This is a genomic window from Nocardia sp. NPDC004568 (assembly GCF_040609955.1).
Taxonomy (GTDB): domain Bacteria; phylum Actinomycetota; class Actinomycetes; order Mycobacteriales; family Mycobacteriaceae; genus Nocardia.
In genome coordinates, this window is the sequence record NZ_JBEXLL010000069.1 from 19658 (window position 1) to 38094 (window position 18437).

22 protein-coding genes are annotated in these 18437 nt (G+C 69.0%); 8 read left to right on the top strand and 14 right to left on the bottom strand.

Going from position 1 to position 18437, the window contains the following annotated elements; genetic code table 11:
* Window positions 1-39: 39 nt before the first annotated feature.
* The 7 genes from ABZV91_RS25585 to ABZV91_RS25615 form a co-directional block, all read right to left on the bottom strand.
* Window positions 40-2091, bottom strand: coding sequence for a CocE/NonD family hydrolase (locus ABZV91_RS25585; RefSeq protein WP_355246565.1), 2052 nt, complete (start codon window positions 2089-2091; stop codon window positions 40-42).
* A 238-nt stretch (window positions 2092-2329) separates the two neighbouring features.
* On the bottom strand, window positions 2330-3067 hold the full coding sequence (locus tag ABZV91_RS25590) for a phosphoglyceromutase (protein ID WP_355246568.1): 738 nt from the start codon (window positions 3065-3067) through the stop codon (window positions 2330-2332).
* Between the two features lie 70 nt (window positions 3068-3137).
* Entirely contained in the window at window positions 3138-4034 is an 897-nt protein-coding gene (locus tag ABZV91_RS25595) for an ROK family protein (RefSeq protein WP_355246571.1), read from the bottom strand.
* Window positions 4035-4130: 96 nt separating this feature from the next.
* The gene (locus ABZV91_RS25600) at window positions 4131-4553 is read right to left on the bottom strand and encodes a TIGR03618 family F420-dependent PPOX class oxidoreductase (RefSeq protein ID WP_355246574.1); all 423 of its coding nucleotides are present in this window, start codon (window positions 4551-4553) and stop codon (window positions 4131-4133) included.
* Between the two features lie 39 nt (window positions 4554-4592).
* Window positions 4593-5024: an aminotransferase class IV gene (locus tag ABZV91_RS25605; protein ID WP_355246577.1), complete on the bottom strand. Its 432-nt coding sequence runs from the start codon at window positions 5022-5024 to the stop codon at window positions 4593-4595.
* On the bottom strand, window positions 4994-5389 hold the full coding sequence (locus tag ABZV91_RS25610) for an aminotransferase class IV (RefSeq protein WP_355246580.1): 396 nt from the start codon (window positions 5387-5389) through the stop codon (window positions 4994-4996). Before ABZV91_RS25610 ends, ABZV91_RS25605 begins: the two co-directional genes overlap by 31 nt.
* Window positions 5386-6261 (bottom strand): aldo/keto reductase, encoded by an 876-nt coding sequence (locus tag ABZV91_RS25615; RefSeq protein WP_355246583.1) that lies wholly within the window; start codon window positions 6259-6261, stop codon window positions 5386-5388. The genes ABZV91_RS25610 and ABZV91_RS25615 overlap by 4 nt, the downstream gene beginning before the upstream one ends.
* A 27-nt stretch (window positions 6262-6288) precedes the next feature.
* Here ABZV91_RS25615 and ABZV91_RS25620 point away from each other — a divergent pair, with 27 nt between their 5' ends.
* Window positions 6289-6708 carry a MerR family transcriptional regulator gene (locus ABZV91_RS25620; protein ID WP_355246586.1) on the top strand — a complete coding sequence of 140 codons (420 nt, stop codon included), beginning with the start codon at window positions 6289-6291 and terminating at the stop codon, window positions 6706-6708.
* Window positions 6709-6715: 7 nt separating this feature from the next.
* Here ABZV91_RS25620 and ABZV91_RS25625 read toward each other — a convergent pair whose 3' ends face one another.
* From ABZV91_RS25625 to ABZV91_RS25635, 3 genes are all read right to left on the bottom strand, one after another.
* Window positions 6716-7219: a YbjN domain-containing protein gene (locus ABZV91_RS25625; RefSeq protein ID WP_355246589.1), complete on the bottom strand. Its 504-nt coding sequence runs from the start codon at window positions 7217-7219 to the stop codon at window positions 6716-6718.
* The gene (gene mshA, locus ABZV91_RS25630) at window positions 7216-8556 is read right to left on the bottom strand and encodes a D-inositol-3-phosphate glycosyltransferase (RefSeq protein WP_355246592.1); all 1341 of its coding nucleotides are present in this window, start codon (window positions 8554-8556) and stop codon (window positions 7216-7218) included. Before mshA ends, ABZV91_RS25625 begins: the two co-directional genes overlap by 4 nt.
* 155 nt (window positions 8557-8711) lie before the next feature.
* Window positions 8712-9545 (bottom strand): alpha/beta hydrolase, encoded by an 834-nt coding sequence (locus ABZV91_RS25635; protein WP_355246595.1) that lies wholly within the window; start codon window positions 9543-9545, stop codon window positions 8712-8714.
* A gap of 23 nt (window positions 9546-9568) precedes the next feature.
* Between ABZV91_RS25635 and ABZV91_RS25640 the strand changes: the two genes are divergently transcribed.
* Window positions 9569-10303, top strand: coding sequence for an SDR family NAD(P)-dependent oxidoreductase (locus ABZV91_RS25640; protein WP_355246597.1), 735 nt, complete (start codon window positions 9569-9571; stop codon window positions 10301-10303).
* A gap of 132 nt (window positions 10304-10435) precedes the next feature.
* Here ABZV91_RS25640 and ABZV91_RS25645 read toward each other — a convergent pair whose 3' ends face one another.
* Complete coding sequence (locus ABZV91_RS25645; RefSeq protein WP_355246600.1) at window positions 10436-10921, bottom strand: hypothetical protein; 486 nt, start codon at window positions 10919-10921, stop codon at window positions 10436-10438.
* A gap of 50 nt (window positions 10922-10971) precedes the next feature.
* Window positions 10972-12036: a UDP-N-acetylmuramate dehydrogenase gene (locus ABZV91_RS25650; RefSeq protein WP_355246631.1), complete on the bottom strand. Its 1065-nt coding sequence runs from the start codon at window positions 12034-12036 to the stop codon at window positions 10972-10974.
* A 66-nt stretch (window positions 12037-12102) separates the two neighbouring features.
* Between ABZV91_RS25650 and ABZV91_RS25655 the strand changes: the two genes are divergently transcribed.
* The 4 genes from ABZV91_RS25655 (at window position 12103) to ABZV91_RS25670 (ending at window position 14817) form a co-directional block, all read left to right on the top strand.
* A complete protein-coding gene (locus ABZV91_RS25655; protein ID WP_355246603.1) occupies window positions 12103-12591 on the top strand; it encodes a DUF2505 domain-containing protein in 489 nt (162 codons plus the stop codon).
* A gap of 90 nt (window positions 12592-12681) precedes the next feature.
* Window positions 12682-13197, top strand: a complete 516-nt coding sequence (locus tag ABZV91_RS25660) for a DUF2505 domain-containing protein (RefSeq protein WP_355246606.1) — start codon at window positions 12682-12684, stop codon at window positions 13195-13197.
* Window positions 13167-13985 carry a class I SAM-dependent methyltransferase gene (locus tag ABZV91_RS25665; protein ID WP_355246609.1) on the top strand — a complete coding sequence of 273 codons (819 nt, stop codon included), beginning with the start codon at window positions 13167-13169 and terminating at the stop codon, window positions 13983-13985. The genes ABZV91_RS25660 and ABZV91_RS25665 overlap by 31 nt, the downstream gene beginning before the upstream one ends.
* Before the next feature lie 109 nt (window positions 13986-14094).
* Complete coding sequence (locus ABZV91_RS25670; protein ID WP_355246612.1) at window positions 14095-14817, top strand: DUF2993 domain-containing protein; 723 nt, start codon at window positions 14095-14097, stop codon at window positions 14815-14817.
* 13 nt (window positions 14818-14830) lie between these two features.
* Here ABZV91_RS25670 and deoC read toward each other — a convergent pair whose 3' ends face one another.
* Window positions 14831-15499, bottom strand: a complete 669-nt coding sequence (gene deoC, locus ABZV91_RS25675) for a deoxyribose-phosphate aldolase (RefSeq protein WP_355246615.1) — start codon at window positions 15497-15499, stop codon at window positions 14831-14833.
* Window positions 15500-15591: 92 nt separating this feature from the next.
* Between deoC and ABZV91_RS25680 the strand changes: the two genes are divergently transcribed.
* Both ABZV91_RS25680 and purU read left to right on the top strand, forming a co-directional pair.
* Entirely contained in the window at window positions 15592-16140 is a 549-nt protein-coding gene (locus tag ABZV91_RS25680; protein WP_355246634.1) for an N-acetyltransferase, read from the top strand.
* 102 nt (window positions 16141-16242) lie between these two features.
* Window positions 16243-17133: a formyltetrahydrofolate deformylase gene (gene purU / locus ABZV91_RS25685; RefSeq protein ID WP_355246619.1), complete on the top strand. Its 891-nt coding sequence runs from the start codon at window positions 16243-16245 to the stop codon at window positions 17131-17133.
* Between the two features lie 5 nt (window positions 17134-17138).
* Here purU and ABZV91_RS25690 read toward each other — a convergent pair whose 3' ends face one another.
* Entirely contained in the window at window positions 17139-18182 is a 1044-nt protein-coding gene (locus ABZV91_RS25690; RefSeq protein ID WP_355246622.1) for an alpha/beta hydrolase, read from the bottom strand.
* Window positions 18183-18437 lie beyond the last annotated feature (255 nt).

Below are 18437 nucleotides of genomic sequence, written 5' to 3' on the forward strand. Positions count from 1 at the left end.
ATCCCCGCACGCGCCGGCGCGCCGGCGAACAGTCGCCGTTCACCAACCGGGATCACCACGCACCGGCAGGTTCACGAAGCTCGGCCGGTCCGGGTCGAGCTGAACGTGCTGCGGCTTCAGCCCGGTGTCGAGAAGCATCGGCAGCGGCGGCACGCCCTTGGGCGCGTTGCCCGCGTAGACATCGACCCGCAGCCGATGCCCGGGTTCCAGCTTCGCTTCGATGGCGGGCACCGCGATATCGAGTGTGGTCACCTCCCCGGGCACCGTGAGCCGCCGGTTCTCGAGCGTGGTGTACGGCCTGGGGTCGGTGTAGTCGCCGTTGGCCGACCGACTGCTCCGGGAATCATCGATCTCGCGCAGCGAAGCCATCAGCTGGCCGGAGGACAGCACCCGGGACTGCCCGTCGGGCGCCACATCGTTGACCGTCACCGACCAGTAGCCGTCGGCCGCGTCCTGCACCGTCTGCAGATGCACGGCCATCGGTCCGGAGATCTCCACCGCCTCGGTCACCGGTGCACTGGTGAAGGTCAACCCGTTCGACTCCTGGATCCGGGAGTCCGCGCCACAGGCGTTGATCACCGCGACCACACCCGCGGTCGCCTGCCCACCGTCGTTGGAACACAGACCGGTGAGTCCCGGCGCGACGGTCAGCCGGGCGGAACTGTCGGCGGCGGCCACCAGCGAACCGTCGTGCACGCTGTGCCCGCCGGTGCCGCTGGGCGCGGCCGAGAGGTACATCCGCCGGTACTCGGCCGCCTGATCCGCCGGCGCGCTCTCGCCGAACCCGTCGCGGGTCACCCAGCCGCCGCCCTGCTGGCGCAATGTCACCGGACCGTACCGATCGATGCCGTTGTCGATGCCCTTGAGCCATTTGTCGAACCAGGCGCGCTGCAGTACGTCCAGGCGCGGCGGCAGCCCGGGCCGACCGGATTCGCTACCGGAATTGATGTGATAGGTATCGCCCATCAGCAACTGCTTCTGCCCCGGGGGCAGCGGCATGGCGTTGTAGACCTGGGACTCGGAGTAGGTGAACAGATCGTGCCAGCCCCCGGTCACGAAGGTCGGGACCTCGATCTGCGCGGGATCGCCCAGCCAGGCCTGCCGGTCGGGACTGTCGCCCCGGATCATCTCCTGCAACCGCGGATCGAGATCCTCCACGCGCGGTGTGGTGTAGGCGTTGAGGAACACGTCCAGGTAGGTGAACGGTGAGGCCAGCCGGTCGCTCAGCCACCGCTGATCGAAGGTGCCGTTCACCATCGACTGCACATCCGGCACCCACTTGGTCGCGTTGATCAGTGTCATCCACAGCGGGATGAAGGCGAAGCCGAAGCCCCCGCCGGGCATGAGCACGTCCTGCGCCAGGTCGCTCCCCGGCACCACAGGGAACAGGGCCTTCAGCGCCGGCGGGTGTTTCTCGGCGGCCTGCAGCTGGTTGATCCCGGAATAGGACATGCCGGTCATCCCGACCTGCCCGTCCGACCACTGCTGGCGCGATGCCCAGTCGATGACCTCCACCGTGTCGGCCTGCTCGCGTTGCCGCAACATATCCCAGACCCCCTGGGAGAACCCGGTCCCGCGGACATCCACCACCACCTGGACGTAACCGCTCTTCACCAGTTGCCGGTCGACCGCGAAATTACGCATGGCCCCACCGCCGAGCGCCTTGGTGAGATCGGTCAGGCCGGACAGCGGGGTGCCGGTCATATCGATATCCCGGGCCAGCTGGGAGACCGCGTCGGAGAGCCCCGGCACCGACCCCATGTGGTCGATCAGGTTCGCGACCAGTTTCGTGTACGGCGTCATCTCGACGAGTACGGGCAGCCGGGTGTCGACCGGCCGGGAGGCGGCGTCGGCGGGGCGGTAGACATTCGCCTTCAGGACTGTGCCGTCGCTCATGGTGATCGGCACATCCCAGGTGATGTCGATACCGGGGTACTGCTGGGGTCCGTCATGGGTGGCGGCCCACTGCGCCCCGGCCGCTCCGCCGTCGGGACCGGAGACCGCGGGCGCGGCACCGGCACTGCCGCCGAGCAGCGGTGCCAGCAGCACCGTGGCGGCCAGTGCCACCGTGGCTCGTATCACAAACTTCATCGGTCGTGATCCATCTCTCGGACTGATCGGATGTCCGAGAGCTTACACAGTGTTACCGGCGGGTAATGAGATTCGGACCGGGGCGGCAACAGGCCTTTCCGGCGATTCCGTACCGGGGCCGTGTTGCAGCACAACGAGAATCGGCGTATTCGGTTTCCGGTCACAGGATCCGACGATTTTCCGGACCCGTACGAAAAAGCGCCGCAACCCGTTTCGGGTCGCGGCGCCGTGGATCGGGTTACTTGCCGCCCTGGCTCGCGACGGCGGCCGCACCAGCGGCCGCGGCCTCCGGATCCAGGTACTCCCGGGGCCGAATCGGACGCAGATCGTCGTCCAATTCGTAGCGCAGCGGAATACCGGTGGGAATGTTCAGTCCGGCGATATCCTCGTCCGAGATCCGGTCGAGATGTTTGACCAGCGCGCGCAATGAATTACCGTGCGCCGCGACCAGCACGGTCTTTCCGCCGCGCAGTTCCCGCGAAATGGTCGACTCCCAGTACGGGACCATCCGGTTCACCACATCGAGCAGGCACTCGGTACGCGGGACCTCGATATCCGCGTAGCGCGGATCGCCCGCCTGGCTGTACTCGTCGTCGAGTTCGATCGGCGGCGGCGGGGTGTCGTAGCTGCGCCGCCACAGCATGAACTGGTCCTCGCCGTACTCGTCACGGATCTGGGCCTTGTTCTTTCCCTGTAGCGCGCCGTAGTGGCGTTCGTTGAGGCGCCAGTCCCGCACCACCGGGATCCAGTGCCGATCCGCGGCGTCCAAGGCGATGTTCGCGGTCGAGATCGCGCGGCGCAGCAGCGAGGTGTAGACGATATCGGGCGCGATGCCGTGCTCGGCCAGGAGTTCACCGGCCCGTTTGCCCTCGGCGACGCCCTTGTCGGTGAGATGCACGTCCACCCAGCCGGTGAACAGGTTCAGGGCGTTCCATTCGCTCTCGCCGTGGCGCAGCAAAACGAGGGTGTTCGTCATGCGGGCCATCCTGCCATGGCCCGGTACCGGCCGCGCGTACCCCTCGGGGCGGCCGACGGCCCACCACCCGCTACGCCGACTCGGACAAACCTGCGGCGAGTACGGCCGCGCCGTGCAGCGTCGCGCCCTCCGCGAGACGGGACGGCTCCACCCGCAGCCGCCGGATGAAATCCAGACCCGCGTGCCGCGCGGCCGCGGCCCGCAGCGGCGCCCACAGCAGTTCCCCCGATGCCGCGAAACCACCACCGACCACCACCGTGTCCACATCGAGCAGCGCGGCCGCGGAGCTGATCGCCGTCCCCAGCGCGGTACCGGCCCGCGCCAACGCGTCCCGCGCGATGGCGTCGCCGGCCCGGGCGTCGCGCGCGAGGTCCGCGCCGGTCGCGCCGGTCCAACCCTGCTCCCGCGCCCACCGCGCCGACGACATTCCGCTCGCCACCGCTTCCAGGCAGCCGTGACCGCCGCACGCGCACGGCACATCCCACCCGGGGACCACGAGATGACCGATATGCCCGGCGTTGCCGGTGCGCCCCACCGATACCCGGCCGTCGACCAGGATGCCGCCGCCGATCCCCGACGATACGGTCATCGCCAGCCCGTTCCGGAGCCCGCGCAGGGCACCCGAACGCTGTTCGGCCAATGCCAGACACGCGCCGTCGAGGGCGAAACGCACGGTGGCGCCGGGAAACAGCTCGGCCACCGCCGCGACGATCGCGAACCCGTCGCGCCACTCGGGAATATTGAGTGCGCGGGTGATACCGGCCGGAACATCCACCGGGCCGGCCGATCCGATCCCGACCGCCGTCACCGCGGCACCGGCCGCTACCGTGCGGAGCAGTCCGGCGCACGCCTGCCACACTCTGTCGGCCGGCACCGGCACCCGCCGCACCGCCCCGACGCCGCCCGCACGGTCCACCAGCCCGGCGGCGAACTTCGTCGCCCCGATATCCAGCGCCAGAACCGCCACCGTGCCTCCCGAAGATCCGATCCGCCGAAGGTGATTGTCACTCATCGGCGACCGTGTTCGGCGATCCCGCGGCCCGGGTGCGTGCGCGGTCGGCGCTCAGGAGGCCCAGGGACCGATACCGCTCACCTTGTCGATCCGGATCCGGGTGAGGAAGCCGGGTGGGGCATCCGGTGGTGGGAAAGCCGCGCCGGGGCTCGCCAGCGTCTTCGCGAGTTCGGTCAACAGCTCCGGAGCCCCGCCCTCGACAATGCGCGCCGTCCCGGTGATCGCCAGGAACGGCCGCATGACCTCACCTTTCTCCGCGGCCAGAATGGTGACCGCCACCCGGGGATCACGACGCACATTACGGACCTTGCGGTGTTCGCTCAGGTGCGCGGCGACCAGTTCGTCTCCGTCCGGACCGTCCTGTAGCGCCACCCACACGACGCTGACCTGCGGACTTCCATCCGGATTCAGGGTGACCAGCGTCGCGTCGGCACCGGCGCCGATGAACGCGCGAGCGGAATCGTCGAGTCTCATGTGTTCTTCTACCGCGCCCCCGGCCGGTTCATTCCCGGTTCAGGGCGAGACCGGCGGCTCCGCCGAGTAGGCACGGTGCAGCAACTCCGCGAAATCGGGTGCCGGCGGCAGCTCGGTGGTCCCGATCCGGTGGACGGGCACCGCGGGCGTCCACGAATTCATGACCACCGCCCCCGCCAGACCGGCCACCGCGCCGGGGGTCACCGGCGCGGTCCGCTGCGGCACACCGAGCCGTTCGAGTTGCCTGCGCACGATGCCCATCGTGGTGCCGAGCAGCATCTCCGCCTCGGGCCAGACCACCGAGTCACCGTCCCAGAACGCCAGGTTCCAGATGGTCGCCTCACTGAAACGGCCCGCGCGATCGACGAACGCCGCGTCGTCGAACCCCTGTGCGACAGCTCTGCGCAGGTAGTAGGTCTTGGCCACTTCGCCGACGTGCTTCACCCGGGCCACCGGACGCTCGTATTCCACGGCCGCCAACGCCAGCGGCCCGTAGGGCCGGACGCGGGCGGTCCGGTGCGCACCAACACCGACAGCGCGTCGTCGGCCGCCACGAACTCGCCCGGCCGGGAGAAGACGGTGGCGGTCAGCGAGACATCGGCCGGGCTCGCGTCCAGCGCGGCGCGGAGATATCCACCGACCCGGTCGTCCGGTAGCGCCCGCCCGAAGAAGTACTCGGAAGCGTCCCGGAGCCGATCGAGATGCAAGTCGAGGCCGCGAATCCGGCCGTCACGCACCTGCGCCGCGGTGAAATGGGCGTATCCGGCGAACGCCAGGGGCGCCAACTCCGCCGCGGTCGCGTGACGCCCGTCGAGCTGGGCGATATGAACGGTCATCGGGTCTCCTCGAATACCGAATCGAGCGCGGTGATCTCGCCGGCTCCGAGTTCGAGTTCGGCTGCGGCCAGATTGTCCTTCAGATGCGCCGGGTGCGTGGTGCCCGGAATCGCGAGTACGTGGTCGCCGCGATGCAGCAACCAGGACAGCGCGAGCCTGGTGATCGAAACACCGTGCGCGGCGGCGATCTCGGCGACTCGTGGGTCGTCGGCCGCGGCACCGAGCATCGGCGGGAAATACGCGACGAAGGCGATGCCCGCGGCCCGGGTGAGCTCGACGATATCGTGGTGGGTGCGGTCGCCGATGCTGTAGTTGTTCTGGACCGCGCTGATCGGAGCGAGCGCCCGCGCCCGCGCGAGTTGCGTGGCATTCACACCGGAGATTCCTATCGCGCCGACCTTCCCGAGCTGCCGGGCCTCGTCGAGGACGCCGAGTTGGTCGGCAAGCGGCACCGTCGGATCGATTCGGTGCAGGTAGAGCAGATCTATCCGATCGGTGCGCAATCGCCGCAGGCTCATTTCCAGTTGCTGGCGCAGGAATTCCGGGCGGCCTACCGGAACCCACTCCTGCGGTGAGGGACGCGTGTTGCCGATCTTGGTCGCGATGATCACTTCCGACCGGACCGGTGCGAGGGCCTCGGCCAGCAAGTCCTCACCCGCGCCGAGCGCGTAGGCATCGGCGGTGTCGAACATGTCCACGCCCGCCTCCACGGCGCCCCGCAGAAAGCCGATCAGCTCTGCTCGGTCGGTGGGCGGCGCCCAGATGGGCGCGGTGGGACCGCCACGCTGATCGGGCCGATCCGCCATCCGCATGGTGCCGAGGCCGATGCGCCGCACCCGGCGCCCGCTGTCCACAAGAAAATCGGTTCGCATGACCTCAACCGTCCACATTCACACGGTGTGAAGGTCAATACCGGAATCACCGGGGCCCGGCCGTGGTTGTTCCACCACAGCGGCGACGAGGAGGACTGCATGCGTATCGGCGAACTCGCGGCGGCGACCGGGACGAGTCAGCGGTTGCTCCGCTACTACGAGGAACGCGGGCTGCTGACGCCGGAACGGACCGCGAACGGATACCGCCGCTATCCCGAGACCGCGATCCGTGACGTCGACCGGATCCGCCGATTGCTCGCCGCCGGGCTACCGATACGGGTGATCAACGATGTGCTCGACTGCGCCTGCGGCGGTGCCGATGATGTCGAGCCGTGTATGGAACCCACGCTGCGCGCCGAACTCACCGCCTTGGACGGCAAACTCGACGATCTCCGGCACCGGCGGACCGAACTGCTCGACCTGATCGAGCGCGTCGGTTCCCACTGACCGCAGATCAGTTCGAATCGGCCGAATCGACCAGATGCTCGAAGGCACGCAGATTCTTCAGTGATTCACCGCGCGAGACCCGCCACTTCCATTCCTTGCGAATGGATTCGGCGAAACCGAGCTCGAGCAGCGTATTGAAATCCCCGTCCACCGCCTCGAGGATCTGGCCGAAGATCCGGTCCAGTTCCTCGGCCGTCACCGCGTGGGATGCCGCGCGGCCCACCAGATAGATATCGCCCAATTTGTCGATGGTGTAGGCGACACCGTAGAGCCGCCGATTGCGCCGCAGCAGATACTTGTAGACGCCTTCGAAATTCTCGTCCGGCTTACGGCACACGAACGATTCGAAACGCACCCCGTGCGCCCCGACGGTCAGCATCACATTGGTCTTCAGTTTCCGCTCACCCGGAAGCACGGCGACGAACACCTCGTCGCCGGGATGGGTGTATTCGATCTCGCGGTCCCGCAGTGTCTCCTCGATGACCCGCGCGGTGGCCGATGCCTCGCTCATCTGCGCACTCCCGTCCGGCGCCGCCACAGCGCCCGCGATCTGGCCTGGCTCTCGCCGAGGATAGCGGGAGCGTGACCGGTTCCGGTGAGCGCGGCGGTATAGCTGTCCAGCAGCTTCTCGGCCGTATGCGCCCAGGAGAAGGCCGCCGCGTGCGATACGGCCTGCGTACCCAGCGTCCGCAACCGCCGCGGGTCGTCGAGCAGGTATTCCAGCGCACCGGCCCAGTCCGGGGTGCGGTGCCCGGCCACCAGCAGGCCGCTGTGCTCGTGCCGGACCGCGGTGCCCAGCCCACCGACCGCGGCCGCCAGCACCGGGGTCCCGCTCGCCTGCGCCTCCAGTGCGACGAGCCCGAAGGATTCGTTGTAGCTCGGTACGGCGACCAGGTCGGCGGCCCGGTACACCTGCACCAGCCGGTCGGGCGGCTGCGGCGGCAGGAAGGTGACATGGTCGGCGATCCCGAGTTCGGCGGCCAGTTCGATGAGCGCGTCCGGGCGCTCCAGGCCGGTGCCCGAGGGACCGCCGACGATCAGGGCGCGCAGCGGCCGGCCCGGCCGCCGCCGCAGCGCCTCGGCGACCGCCCGCACCAGCACATCGGGCGCCTTCAACGGCTGGATCCGGCCCACGAAGGCCACGATCTCCTCGTGCCCGGACAAGCCGAGCTCGGTACGCGCTACCGCCCGGTCGCCCGGGCGGTACCGGGTCAGATCCGCCCCCGGCGGCACGATATCGATCCGGTCGGGCAGCGCACCGTACAGTTCCACCAGGTCACGCGCTTCCCGCCCGGTGTTGGCGGTGAGCCTGTCGGCCTCGGCGATGACCTGTTTCTCCCCGATCTCCCGGGTGGCAGGTTCGGGGGAATCGCCCTCGGCGAGGGCCGCGTTCTTCACCGCGGCCAACGTATGCGCGGTGTGCACGAGCGGGACCCGCCACCGGTCCCGGGCGAGCCAGCCCACCTGCCCGGACAGCCAGTAGTGCGAATGCACCAGGTCGTAGTAGCCGGGCAGGTGCCGGGCTTCCTGGCGCAGCACCTCCGCGGTGAACGGACACAGCTGGGTCGGCAGATCGTGTTTGTCCAGACCCTCGAACGGCCCGGCGACCACATTGCGCACCAGGACCCCGGGCGCGGCTTCCTGCACCGGCGGCAGATCGGAGGAGGTGGCACGGGTGAAGATCTCCACCTCGGTCCCCCGCCGGGCCAGCTGGAGAGCGGTCTGGAGCACATAGACGTTCATGCCGCCGGCATCGCCCGTACCGGGCTGTGCCAGTGGTGAGGTGTGCACCGTCAGTACGGCGATACGGTTCGGCCGTCGGTCCGGGCGTTGACTCACGATGTCCATACTGCACGGTGCAACGCGGCAGCCCGGCCCGTCCTTCCCCGGTCGTGAAAGTGATCACACCTGGCGGATTCGGCACCTCCCGCGGGCTGCGGCGTGCCGTCGCCGCCACCGGGAGCCGAGCCGGACAGACCGGTGAAAGCGCTCGTCACGGACAATCAGGACTTCGCATCGCAGTCGGCGGCGAACTTGCGGATCTCGTCCGAGAACCGCGCCGGATCCTCGATGAACAGCCCGTGCTGAGCGCCTTCCCAGATCGAGGCCCGGCCCAGCGGCGCGGTCGCGGCGATATAGCGCCCGTCGGCCACCGGCACCACCGGATCCGCCGAACCGTGCAGCACCAGAACGGGAACGTCGAGAGTGCGCAAGGTCTCCGTATTGTCCACCGAGCGGTAGAACAGGGCCTTCCGCACGAACGGCGGCGTCGCCAGGCTCGCGCCGAACAACCGTTGCGCGTCCGGCCCCTTGTCCGTGCCCGGTCCGGTGTTGGCGTTCCCGAAGGCGGAGAAACCGCGCACCGCCCGGCCCGGGCTCTCCTCGAACACGCTGGGGATCGCCTGCTGCATCGACTCCCCGACCTCGGCACCCGGCACCCCCCGGCCGATATTGGCCATGGCCCCGGTATAGACGACGCCGGCGACCGCGCCGGTGCCGTACTCGGCGAGATAGTCGCTGATCACGATCCCGCCGTAGGACCACCCCAGCAACAGCGCAGCGGAGTCGATCGATTCGGCGGCCAGCACCGCGGCGATATCGGCGGCCCAGTTCTTCGAGTCGTCGTAGCCCGAGACGGGGGCATCCGAGTATCCGTGCCCCCGCAGATCGACAGCCACCACCCGGAAATCGGTGGCGAGATCGTCGAACACCCGACCCCAGCAGCGCAGATCCGCCGACCAGCCGTGCACCAGCACCAGCGGCCGCGCGTCCGCGGGGCCGCCTGTCCGGTAGACGATGCCGGTCCCGTCCGCACTGCGCGCTTCCCGTATAGCCATGAGCGCATCATAGGATCGGGGTCATGAGCACTCGCACCGCTGTTGTCACCGGGGCCAGCTCGGGTATCGGCGAAGCCACCGCCCGGGAACTCGCGAAACAGGGGTACCACGTATACGTGGGTGCCCGCCGGGTCGACCGGCTGCGGGCGCTGGCCGACGAGATCGACGGCACGGCGGTGGAACTCGATGTCACCTCAGACGAATCGGTCCGCGCCTTCACCGACGCGATCGAGACCGCGAACGTCCTGGTCAACAATGCCGGCGGCGCCAAGGGCCTGGCCACGGTCGCCGAGGCCGACCTCGACGACTGGCGCTGGATGTGGGAGACCAACGTCCTGGGCACCCTGCGGATGACCAAGGCGCTGCTGCCGAAACTGATCGCCTCCGGCGACGGCCTCATCGTCACCATCACCTCGGTCGCCGCCTTCCACGCCTACGACAACGGTTCGGGTTACACCTCGGCCAAACACGCGCAGGCCGTCCTGCACCGGACGCTGCGCGGCGAACTCCTCGGACAACCGGTCCGGCTCACCGAAATCGCGCCCGGCGCGGTGGAGACCGAATTCTCCCTGGTCCGCTTCGACGGCGACACCGACCGCGCGGCCGCGGTCTACCAGGGCATAGACCCGCTGGTCGCCCAGGACATCGCCGAGATCGTGGCCTTCGCCGCGAGCCGCCCCTCGCACGTCAACCTGGACCAGATCATCGTCAAACCCCGCGACCAGGCCGACCCGGGCCGCTTCGCCCGCCGCACCTGAGCGACTATCCGCTTCCCGAGAGGTCCGGGCAGCCCCGGTGTCCGGAAACTCGCCGTGCCTCCGGCACCCGGCGCGCACGACCCGAGTCGCGCCGACGTGACGGCCGTGCGGTCCGCCATGCGCACGTACCGATCAGGCGAAGAGCTCGTCCGCCGTCTCGGCTACCACCGCGCGATCGAGCCAGCACTGCAGCACCTCGACATCCGAACATGTCCGGATACGCTGTCGCGTCTCGTCGTCGACCGCCAGGCCGCGCCGCTCCAAAACACGCAGGATGCTGCCGGCGATACCCTCGGAACGCCCTTCGGAACGCCCCTCGGCGCGAAGCCTCTCAGCGGTGGGGGAACGGAAGAACGACAGGTCCACGGTCATCAGTTGTCTCCAGATGTCTGCGGCCGGGGTATTGCCGAGGCCGAGTTCGGTCAGTTCACCGAAGATCGCGAGATCGTCGGCGTCCTCTCCGCGCAGTGCGGTGGCCAGCGCCTTCAGTATGGCATTGATACGCGGGTCGGCGGCGTGCGTTATCGCCGACAACGCGGTCAGCGGAATATCCGCCGCGGCCTCGGCGGGGTCGGTGATCACCGGAACATTGCCCGGGCCGAGGACCAGTGGCTTCACGGTGCCTGTGGGTAACGTGCTCACCGAAGCGGTCAGGCATCCGGCGTCGGTTACAGCTCCACCCCCACGGTGACCGGTTCCGGCACCAGTACGACCCCGAACCGCTCCGCCACCCCGTCCCGAACCGTCCGGGCGAGCGCGACGACATCGGCGGTCGTGGCGTCACCGCGGTTGGTCAAGGCGAGGGTGTGTTTGGTGGACAGCCGCGCGGGCGCGTCCGGCCCCGGGAAGCCTTTGGCGAAGCCGGCGCGCTCGATCAGCCAGCCCGCGGATAATTTCACCCCGCCGACCCCCGGATAGGTGGGCACCGGCACATCGCCGAGCCGGTCGCGGATGGCCGCCAGGACCCGGTCCACCTCGGCGTCGGGCACGACCGGGTTGGTGAAGAACGACCCGGCGCTCCAGGTGTCGTGGTCGGCGGGATCGAGCACCATTCCTTTCCCCGCCCGCAGCCCGAGCACGGTTTCGCGGACGGCCGCGGCGGGCCTGGTCTCCCCTTCCGTGGCACCCAGTCGCTGTGCGAGCTCCTTGTAGCGCAGGGGCGCGCTCGTACCGTCGGGGCGCAGCGTGAACTCCACCGCCAGCACCACCGCCGCGTCGCTGTGTTTCAACCGACTGGTCCGGTAGCCGAAGGCGAGAGCGTCCGGGGTCACCCAGTCGATCTCCCCGGTGGCCCGGTCCAGTAACCGCACCCGGCGCAGCAGCCGGTCGACCTCGACGCCGTAGGCGCCCACATTCTGCACGGGGGTGGCCCCCGCCGACCCGGGGATCCCGGACAGGCACTCCAGCCCGCCGAACCCGGCCCGCACACTCGCGGCCACCACACCGTCCCAGTTCGCGCCCGCCTCCGCTATAACGCTGCCGGCCGCGAATTCGACTTCTTCGGTCGCGACACGAACCACCACCGACGCCACATCGTCGTCGGAGACCAGCAGGTTCGAACCGCCGGCGACCAGCAGCACCGGCACCTCGGCGGCGTCGAGCGCGCGCACCGTCGCCACCAGCGACTCGGTGGTGGCGCAGTCGGCGACCGTGGCCGGGCCGCCGACCCGCAGCGTGGTCAGCTCCGCCAGCGGTACCGCCGACCGCACGATCGCGCCCGTTCCGGCCAGCATCTGCCGCAGTTCGTCCGCAGGGACAGCCCGAGAAGTTCGCACGACCAGACGGTAGCGTGTTCGGTCATGGCTACAGCGCTGGCGTATACGGCTCGCTACTCTCATCCGGTCGCGGCGGTGCGCGAGGCATTTCGCACCGAGCAGTACTGGAAGGACCGGATCGCCGCGGTGGGCGGGCCCGACGCCCGGTTCGTCTCGCTGTCCGTCGAGGGTGAGCAGGTACGGGTCGAGGTCGTCCAGTCCATCCCCGCCGATCTGTTGCCGCCCGCCATCACCGCTGTCCGTCCCGGCGACCTGATCATTCCCCGCACCGAACTCTGGGCCGGCACCACCGGGAGTTTCGAGGCGCGGGTCGAGGGGGCTCCGGCCGAGGTCCGCGGCTCCATCACCGCCACCGACGAACCCGCCGGCGCGGTCGCCGAGATCTCCGGCACGATCGAGGTGAAGGTTCCGCTGTTCGGCCGCAAGATCGAGGAGGCCATCGGGGAACGGCTCACCCAACTGCTCGCCGAGGAGACCGAGTTCACCGATACCTGGATCGCCGGACAGCCGTAGCGGCCCGCCGTCCGCTCCCACCGTCGCATGCGAGCCGGGGCGACCCGGCCTCCCACGGAACCGGAGAATACGGACGGTAACCTACCGCGCATGGCTCGCCGACTGGACTACTCCGCCCGCTACCCGCTGCACACCACCAAAGAGCTGTACGCGGCGTTGACCAACCGGGACTACTGGGAGGCCCGGATGGTCGAGATGCGGAAGTACTCGCCGAACGAGGTCATCAGCCTCGATGCGAACGAGGACGGTATCGAGGTGGTGCTGCACCACATCCTGCCGCGCGAGACGCTGCCGGAGATCGCGCAGTCGGTGATGCGCAAGGATATGGTCATCACCCGCAAGGAGAGCTTCGGACCGTTCGGGCCGGAGGTGGAGGGCAAGTATTCGGCGTCCATCCCGGCCGGGCCCGGCAGTCTCACCGGCACCACCCGCCTGTTCCCCACCGACACCGGGTGCACCATGCGGATGTCCTCGGAGGCGAAAGTGTTCATTCCGATGGTCGGACCGCGACTCGAGCAGCTCATGCTGGTGAACCTGGTGGATCTGTTCCGCGCCGAGGCCGAAGTGACCCAGAAATGGCTGGACGAGCAAAAACCGGCCGGCTGAGTGTTCCGCTCGGCACCGTCACCCGGGGCACGACCGGGACCAATCGACTCCGCCGCAGTGACCGCCAGCTGACCGGTGATCCGCGGATCGCCGAGGTGCTGCGCGGTGCCGCCGATCCGCTCGTGGTGGACCTCGGGTACGGGGCGCAGCCGTGGACGACACTGGAACTGGCCGCGCGGTTGCGTACGGTCCGCCCCGATGTACGGGTGGTCGGACTGGAGATCGACCCCGCCCGGGTCGTCCCCGCCCGCGACGGCGTCGTTTTCGCCAGGGGCGGGTTCGAACTGGCCGGACTGCGACCGGTGCTGGTCCGCGCGTTCAATGTGCTGCGTCAGTATCCGGAGTCCGCCGTCGCGCAGGCATGGGACACCGTGCTGGGCGGTCTCGCGCCGGGCGGACTGCTGGTCGAGGGCACCTGTGACGAACTCGGCCGCCGATGCGCCTGGGTGGTTCTGGACCGCTCGGGTCCGCGCACTCTGACCCTCGCGTGGGATCCGTTCACCGTCGAGCGTCCCTCCGATCTCGCCGAACGTCTGCCGAAGGCACTGATCCACCGCAATGTGCCCGGCGAACGGGTGCACGACCTGCTAGGCGCGGCCGACCGGGCGTGGGCACACACCGCACCGCTGGCCGTCTTCGGACCACGGGTGCGCTGGCGCGCGGCGGCCGACCTGCTGCGGGCGCAGGGTTTTCCGGTACACGATTTCCGCCGCCGGCTGCGCGACAATGTGCTCAGCGTCCCGTGGCGGATGGTCGCGCCCGCCGGACAGGCGGAACAAAATTTGTGATCCATATCACAAATTCGAGCCTCCGACCCCCGCTGACGTCGCAACCTTCACCGTCTGCCCATAACCGCCCCACAGAGCCGGCACAGAATCATCGTGAAGAATCTCAACCATGTCCACCAAGTCCCTGCCTGCACCGAAGGTCGGCCGCCGGACCGTCGTGATCGCCGTACTCACCGTGATCGTGCTCGTGGTGGCGGCGTTGATCGGCGGCGAGGCCTATGCGCGACACCGGATCGCGGGCTGCATCAGTTCGCAGTTCGAAAAAGAGATGGGCTCCCAGATCGATGTCGGCTTCGGCGCGAAACCCCTCCTCGTCACCTGGCTGGACGGGAAGCTCTCGCGAATGGACGTCGACAGCGTGGGCGGCGAATTCGGCCCGGCCGTCGATATGCAGGTCCACGCCCAGTTCCACAATATCCAGATGGCCAAGGGGAGCAACAGCGGCAGCTCGGTCGGCAGCTCGGACGCCGACGTCAGCTGGAGCAACTCCGGGATCTCCCAGACACTTGATGGCCTGGTCAGCGATGTGCAGTCCGATCCCGACACCGGACAGCTCACCATGAAGGTGCTCGGCGGTTTCGGAGCCATGCAACTCACCCCGCGGATCCAGGACGGCACAGTCGATATCGATGTGGCCCAGGCGCAATTCCTCGGCATCGGAGTGCCCGACGATCTGGCCCAGGGGGTGGTCGACCTGATGACCGAGAGCCTGCAGACATACCCGATGGGCCTGCAACCGACCGACCTGCGGGTCACCGCCGACGGTATCCAGGTGGACCTGCGGGGTGGCCCCACCGAACTGCCCGCCGCCGAAGGCGATGCGAGCTGCTGAGCGCCGCGAACCGTCAGGCGGGGAACCCGTCCAGCACGTCCCGGGATCGGGAGAGCCCGAGGCGGGTGGCGCCCGCCGCGATCAACTCGGCGGCCGCGTCGGCGGTACGGATACCGCCGCTCGCCTTGATTCCCAGCCGCCCGCCGACGGTCTCGGCCATCAACCGCACCGCGCGTACATCGGCACCACCGGCGGGATGGAAACCGGTGGAAGTCTTCACGAAATCGGCGCCCGCCCGCTCGGCCGTGCGGCACACCTCGACGATCGCCTCGTCGGACAGCGCGGCGGATTCGATGATCACTTTCAGCAGCGCGCGTTCCGAGATCGCCTCGCGCACGACGATGATATCGGCGAGTACCGCGTCGAAATCACCCGCGACCGCCGCACCGATATCGATGACCATATCGACCTCGCCCGCCCCCTGGTCCACCGCGAGCCGGGCCTCCGCCCCTTTCACCAGCGAATGGTGCTTTCCGGAGGGGAATCCCGCGACGGTCGCCACCGCCAGGCCCGGAGCCTGTATCGGCAGCACGGACGGCGAAACGCACACCGCGTACACGCCGAGTTCCCGGGCCTCGGCCACCAAGGCGGTAACATCCGCGCTCGTCGCCTCCGGGGCGAGCAGTGTGTGGTCGATCATTGCGGCCACCTCGGACCTGGTCAGCGACTTGGAATCGGCCATGGGACGAAAGTCTGGCACACCGCGGGCGAATTCCGTTGCGCGCCTCGGGCTCCTCGCGCACACTCGTATCGCCTTCCGACGAGAGGACGATGTTGCTGATCCGCCGCGAACGAGCCGTCGACGCCGACGCTGTCGCAGCCGTGCACCGTAGCGCCTTCGCACCGCACTATGCGGCGGATGGCCCCGCGGGCGGCACGGTCGCCCCGGGCGAGGCGCCGCCGGAGGTCGCGCTACTGGCTCGTCTGCGCACCGATCCGGGATGGATTCCGACCCTGTCCATGGTGGCGGTCGACCGTGAGACCGTGGTCGGACATGTCTGCGTCACCCGGGCCACCGTGGGGCCGTTCCCCGTCTTGGCGCTGGGCCCCCTCGGGGTGCTGCCCGACCTGCAGAGCCGTGGCGTCGGCTCGGCGCTGATGCATGCCGCGCTCGGTGCCGCGGACGCCCTGGACGAACCACTCGTCGGTCTGCTCGGCAGCCTCGACTACTACCCCCGGTTCGGCTTCCAGCCGGCCGAGCGGCTGGGTCTGGTCCCCGACCGGCCCGAATGGGCCAGCCACTTCCAGATCCGGCCGTTGAGCGCCTACGACTCCCAGATAATCGGCGAATTCCGTTACGCCGAACCCTTCTACGAGTTGTGACCGTGCCGCTGCGCGGCGGCCGGCCGGTCCCCCCGCGGCCCTGCCGGCCGCAACCGCGGAGTCGCGCTCTCCGTCCGCCGGGCTCCCTGTCAGGATGACCTCATGGTTTCCGCAGCTGCCACTCCCGACGGCCGGCAATACGTACTGACCCTGGGCTGTCCCGACCGCCCCGGCATCATTGCCGCCATCACCTCGTTCATCGCCGAATTCGGGGGCTCGATCGTGGAGGCCGGCTACCACTCCGATCTGGAGACCGGCTGGTTCTTCACCAGACAGTCCATCAAGGCCTCCACCGTGCCGTTCGGAGTGGAGGAGCTGCGCAGCCGCTTCGAGCGGGTCGCCACCGATCTCGGCCCGGAGACCGAATGGCAGGTCCACGATTCGGGCGTGCGCCGCCGCGCGGTGCTGTTGGTGAGCAAGGAGGGACACTGCCTGCACGACCTGCTCGGCCGCGCGACCTCCGGGGAACTCCCGGCCACCATCGAGGCCGTGATCGGCAACCACCTCGACCTCGCGGCGATCACCGAGGCGCACGGCATCCCGTTCCACCATGTGCCCTTCCCGAAGGACCCGGCCGAGCGCGGACCGGCTTTCGAGCAGGTCCGCGAACTGGTCGACTCCCATTCCCCGGACGCGGTCGTATTGGCCCGGTTCATGCAGGTCCTACCCGAGCGACTGTGCGAACACTGGGCGGGCCGGGCCATCAATATCCATCACAGTTTCCTGCCCTCGTTCGTCGGCGCCCGCCCGTACCATCAGGCATTCGTACGCGGGGTCAAACTCATCGGCGCGACCTGCCACTACGTGACCGCCGAACTGGACGCGGGCCCGATCATCGAACAGGACGTCATTCGCGTCGACCACGCCGACAGCGTGACCGATATGGTGCGCGAGGGGCGCGATATCGAGCGAGTGGTGCTGGCGCGCGGCCTGCGCTGGCATCTGGAGAGCCGGGTGCTGGTCCACGGACGCCGCACCGTCGTGTTCTCCTGAGCGACTCAGCCGGTGGCTTCGGCCGGTTCACGCACCGAGGTCAGGACCTGATCGAGGATGGCGTTGAACCGGTCGATCTCCTCCAGATTGCCCAGGTGCCCGGTGGGCAGCAGGACGAACTGTACTAGATTGCCGGTTTCCCGGAGCCAGGCGGCGATCTGTTCGGCGTGCACCGCCGGAGTCATATCATCCGCCGTGCCCGCCACCACCGTGGTCGGCACCACCAGTTGGCGGGCCGCGTCCCCGAGGTCCATCTCCGCCAGCAGCAGCCCGAACTCCGAACGGATCCGGGACCGGCACGAGCGCACGATATTCATCCCGAACTCGATCGCCTCCGGGTCCGCCGCCAGGCTCATGATCTGCCGGGCGAAGATCCACCGCACCACGGCCACCGGCGGGAAGACGATGCGGGCGCCGAGCCCGTGGCGACCGAGCCAGGCCGGCAACGGAACCACCCGGTTCAGCAGTGGCAGCCGCCGGTTGAAGAACGGCACCACCGTGGTCTCGGCGACCAGCGAATGCGGCCCGGTGTTCGCCAGCAGGACCGCCGCGGCCTGGTCCACCACCCGCTGTGGATACTTCCCGGCCCAGGCCTGCACCGTCATCGCGCCGAGGCTGTGCCCGACCAGTACCGCCCGCTGCCCCGGCCGCAACACCGCGTCCAGTACCGCGCAGAGGTCGTCGGCCAGCAGATGACAGTCCAGCTGGTCCGGTTCGCCGAATTCGCTCTCACCGTGCCCGCGCAGGTCGAAGGCGATCACCTTGTACCGTCCGGCGAAGGCGTTGATCTGCGGGTTCCAGTATTCGAGGCAGCAGGTCCAGCCGTGGATCAGTACCACCGGCTGGGCGTCGTCCGGCCCGTACGCGTGCACCCTGAGCCGGGCGCCGTCCTCGGCACGCACATCGATGACCCGGTGCTCGGCGCTCGGCGGATTCAAGGCGGGATCGCGGTATCCGCCGCGGGTGCGCAGCCCGGCACGGTGCACCTCGAACAGCCCCTCGATCTGTTGGGCGAGGGCGGTGAGGGCCTTCGGCATCGTCGCACGCATCAAGACACACTCCTTTGTGTTACCGATTGACACAGTAACGCTTGGAGTCGCCCCACGCCAGCATGAGCACTGCGGCCGGGTCCAAACCTCACCGGGAAGGTGAGGGGGCGGACCTACTCACAAACGCGAGAGCGCGGACCTACTCACAAAGGTCTGTGTTTTTGGCGCGCTGGCGCGCGCGGGGTTGAGGCCCCCTTGGTCTCGCCGTTTCGGCCTCGAGACTTGCGCTTCGCGCGGCGCTTTCGAGGCCGAAAC

Excerpts from the sequence above, each read along its gene's own strand:
- ABZV91_RS25585 (WP_355246565.1), bottom strand. The coding sequence starts at position 2,091 with ATGAAGTTTGTGATACGAGCCACGGTGGCACTGGCCGCCACGGTGCTG.
- ABZV91_RS25590 (WP_355246568.1), bottom strand. The coding sequence starts at position 3,067 with ATGACGAACACCCTCGTTTTGCTGCGCCACGGCGAGAGCGAATGGAAC.
- ABZV91_RS25600 (WP_355246574.1), bottom strand. The coding sequence starts at position 4,553 with ATGAGACTCGACGATTCCGCTCGCGCGTTCATCGGCGCCGGTGCCGAC.
- ABZV91_RS25610 (WP_355246580.1), bottom strand. The coding sequence starts at position 5,389 with ATGACCGTTCATATCGCCCAGCTCGACGGGCGTCACGCGACCGCGGCG.
- ABZV91_RS25615 (WP_355246583.1), bottom strand. The coding sequence starts at position 6,261 with ATGCGAACCGATTTTCTTGTGGACAGCGGGCGCCGGGTGCGGCGCATC.
- ABZV91_RS25625 (WP_355246589.1), bottom strand. The coding sequence starts at position 7,219 with ATGAGCGAGGCATCGGCCACCGCGCGGGTCATCGAGGAGACACTGCGG.
- mshA (WP_355246592.1), bottom strand. The coding sequence starts at position 8,556 with ATGGACATCGTGAGTCAACGCCCGGACCGACGGCCGAACCGTATCGCC.
- ABZV91_RS25635 (WP_355246595.1), bottom strand. The coding sequence starts at position 9,545 with ATGGCTATACGGGAAGCGCGCAGTGCGGACGGGACCGGCATCGTCTAC.
- ABZV91_RS25640 (WP_355246597.1), top strand. The coding sequence starts at position 9,569 with ATGAGCACTCGCACCGCTGTTGTCACCGGGGCCAGCTCGGGTATCGGC.
- ABZV91_RS25650 (WP_355246631.1), bottom strand. The coding sequence starts at position 12,036 with ATGCTGGCCGGAACGGGCGCGATCGTGCGGTCGGCGGTACCGCTGGCG.
- ABZV91_RS25655 (WP_355246603.1), top strand. The coding sequence starts at position 12,103 with ATGGCTACAGCGCTGGCGTATACGGCTCGCTACTCTCATCCGGTCGCG.
- ABZV91_RS25660 (WP_355246606.1), top strand. The coding sequence starts at position 12,682 with ATGGCTCGCCGACTGGACTACTCCGCCCGCTACCCGCTGCACACCACC.
- ABZV91_RS25665 (WP_355246609.1), top strand. The coding sequence starts at position 13,167 with ATGGCTGGACGAGCAAAAACCGGCCGGCTGAGTGTTCCGCTCGGCACC.
- ABZV91_RS25670 (WP_355246612.1), top strand. The coding sequence starts at position 14,095 with ATGTCCACCAAGTCCCTGCCTGCACCGAAGGTCGGCCGCCGGACCGTC.
- deoC (WP_355246615.1), bottom strand. The coding sequence starts at position 15,499 with ATGGCCGATTCCAAGTCGCTGACCAGGTCCGAGGTGGCCGCAATGATC.
- purU (WP_355246619.1), top strand. The coding sequence starts at position 16,243 with ATGGTTTCCGCAGCTGCCACTCCCGACGGCCGGCAATACGTACTGACC.
- ABZV91_RS25690 (WP_355246622.1), bottom strand. The coding sequence starts at position 18,182 with ATGCGTGCGACGATGCCGAAGGCCCTCACCGCCCTCGCCCAACAGATC.